A 2,449-nucleotide genomic window follows, 5' to 3' on the forward strand; every position below is an offset into this window, starting at 1 on the left:
CACCGAGATCCAGATCATGGAAGACGGAATCGCCTCCCGATCCCGGCACTGAACCGGGTTGCGCCGCAGGTCACAGGCTTAACGCAATGGTGTTGGCATCTGGGGCTGTCGCGACCCCCGTCGCGATGCCCCCTGCTATGCCCTGGATCTGCGCGAGCACCCCTCGACCCCACCCCTGAATCCATCGCGACAGGCACCCGCGACGGGTGGCGTCCAGGTCGGACCCCGTCACCTACTCGTCGCGTCCCTGTCAAGTGTTGGAAGTCTCCGCGAGGGCCGAACCGGGCTCGTCGAGGGCAATGAGTACATGTCAGCTTTGGGGTTTCCGGGGCCGGCCCGCGCGGCGCCTCCGACGAGGAGGCACCGCGGGGACCGCCCGCCGGGGCTACCGGCCCCGGGTGCACCGGGTGCGCTGCGCCCGCCGGCGCCTGGGCCCGCGCCGCGTGCGGGTGCGCCCGCCTGCCCGCCCGGGCGCACCCGTCCCCGCGCGCGCAACCCCCGGGCCGGGCTCGGCGGCCACTCCCTCGGCCGGGCCGCCGGCCGCCGCCGGGGCCGCCCCGGGGCCCCGCCCGATCCGGGCGAGCACCCCCTCGACGATCCGCTCGACGGCCGCCTCGACGGCCCGCTCGATCGTGGCCGCCGGGTAGAAGGTAGACACGCAGGTCACAGCCCCTCTACCTACCCAACTACCCGCTGCCCCGGGCACTCCCCGGGGCAGCGGATCTGCGAGAGGATGAGCGGGCCCCGCAGCTGAACAGCAGCCGCAGGGCCCTTCGTACAAGATCACCCTGCTGCGCAGCTGAGCCACCCGACGGTGCTATGACTATGCGGGCACACGCTGGAGCCGCCACGGCCGCGGCAGTGTGTGATCAATCCTGCGTCGGGCCGCTCATCAAGGGGGTACCCATCAACCGTAATCGTGCTTTCAGCGCCGCCCTCGGCGCGCTGCTCACCGTCACCGGCCTGGCCACCGGGGTCGAGTCCGCACAGGCCGCCACGGCGCTGCCCTGCAAGACAGACACTCACGGGACCTCATACGGAACCCCGGTGAACAGTTTGTCTCCGGGGCAGAGCATCACGAGTCCGACCTCGGCGCCCAACGCGGTCGTGGACACCGCCCCGTTCGCACCGGTCAGCAAGCTGGTCATGCAGGCCGACGGCAACCTGGTCCTGTACCCGCTCGCGAAGGATGGCACGCAGGGGCCGGCCGTCTGGGATACCGGCACCTGGGGGCATCCAGGCGCCTATGCGGTATCCCAGAGTGACGGCAACTTCGTCGTCTACGACCACGGCGGTGGCCCGACTACCGGCGGGGCCCTTTGGAGTAGCGGAACTTCGGGCGGCAATCAGAGCCTCCAGCTCCTGGCGGACGGGGAGCTGGACGTCCCTCCCTCGCTCCCCCTTGGCCAGCGGTGGTGGAGCGCGGGTGTCGGGCAGCAACCCTCCGAGTACTGCCCGGCGAACGTCGTCCAGGCGGGCCAGGACCCGATCGCATTCCGGGAGTTGGTGCCCGGCCAGTGGATGCAGTCGGCCAATGCCTGGATGATCATGCAGCGTGGCGGCAACCTGGTGATCTACCGCAAGCGTGACGGAGTGGCAGTCTGGGACACCGGCACTGATGGCTCGGGCGCATGTTTGACGGTCATGCAGACCGACGGAAATGTCGTCATGCGCAAGCTCTACTCCCCTGATGTGTGGTATACCGGCACCTACAACTACCCGGGTGCCCGCGCGATCTTCCAGAGCGACGGCAACTTCGTGGTCTACAAGCGGGGCGGCGGCCCGGCCACCGGCGGCGCTGTCTGGGAGAGCGGCACCTGGCAGTCCGCCAACCAGTAAGTCGGGCTCATGCCCGGGCCTCGCAACTGCCGCTCAGCTGCGAGGCCCATCGCTTCCCCAGGCGGTACCCGAAGCGGCAGCACGGGCCCATGAAGTGGTTCCGTCGCCGCTGCGTGCCGCCACCGAAAGCCGACAGGCTGGCGATCGCAGTTCAGCTCGGCGGCGAGCTCTGCACCGCGATCTGCAACCTGCCCACCGGCCACGATGGCCCACACGACACACACGAGGACATCGTGCTCGGCGAGTGGGGTGACGGCGGCACAGCTGGCATGGAGGGGTGACGGCAAGACCCTCAGCGAACGGGCCGCCGCGCACCTGGAGGACCCCGACCCGGTCACCCGCGAGACGGCCGTCGACGTCCACGCCCGCCTGGTGGCCGCCCTTGTCCGTTCGCAGTGAACCCAGCCGTTGTCTCACTGAATCCAGTCGGTTGAGTTGCAGGCTCGGGCATGATGGCGCATCGGAGAGACGCTGAAGGGGGATTCGTGGGGTCTCATCGAGTAATGGCTCTGGCTCGTAATCGGTGGTAACGAAGGGTGACGAACGTCGTTGGCATGGTGTGCGCGATGTCAATGAGCTGGTGGGTGTGGTGTTTTCAGGACTTTCGGCC

The 2,449-nt window shown here is 69.3% G+C and carries 3 protein-coding genes; 2 read left to right on the top strand and 1 reads right to left on the bottom strand.

Annotated elements, in window-relative coordinates; genetic code table 11:
* Positions 1 to 385: 385 nt before the first annotated feature.
* Entirely contained in the window at positions 386 to 658 is a 273-nt protein-coding gene (locus ACZ38L_RS39150; protein ID WP_465702872.1) for a hypothetical protein, read from the bottom strand.
* A gap of 203 nt (positions 659 to 861) precedes the next feature.
* On the opposite strand from ACZ38L_RS39150, the gene ACZ38L_RS39155 reads away from it, so the two are divergent.
* Together ACZ38L_RS39155 and ACZ38L_RS39160 are read left to right on the top strand one after the other, a co-directional pair.
* Positions 862 to 1,839, top strand: a complete 978-nt coding sequence (locus ACZ38L_RS39155) for a hypothetical protein (RefSeq protein WP_465702874.1) — start codon at positions 862 to 864, stop codon at positions 1,837 to 1,839.
* Between the two features lie 249 nt (positions 1,840 to 2,088).
* Positions 2,089 to 2,238 carry a hypothetical protein gene (locus ACZ38L_RS39160; RefSeq protein WP_465702876.1) on the top strand — a complete coding sequence of 50 codons (150 nt, stop codon included), beginning with the start codon at positions 2,089 to 2,091 and terminating at the stop codon, positions 2,236 to 2,238.
* The last annotated feature ends 211 nt before the right edge of the window (positions 2,239 to 2,449 follow it).

The organism is Kitasatospora sp. NPDC024654 (assembly GCF_055559155.1).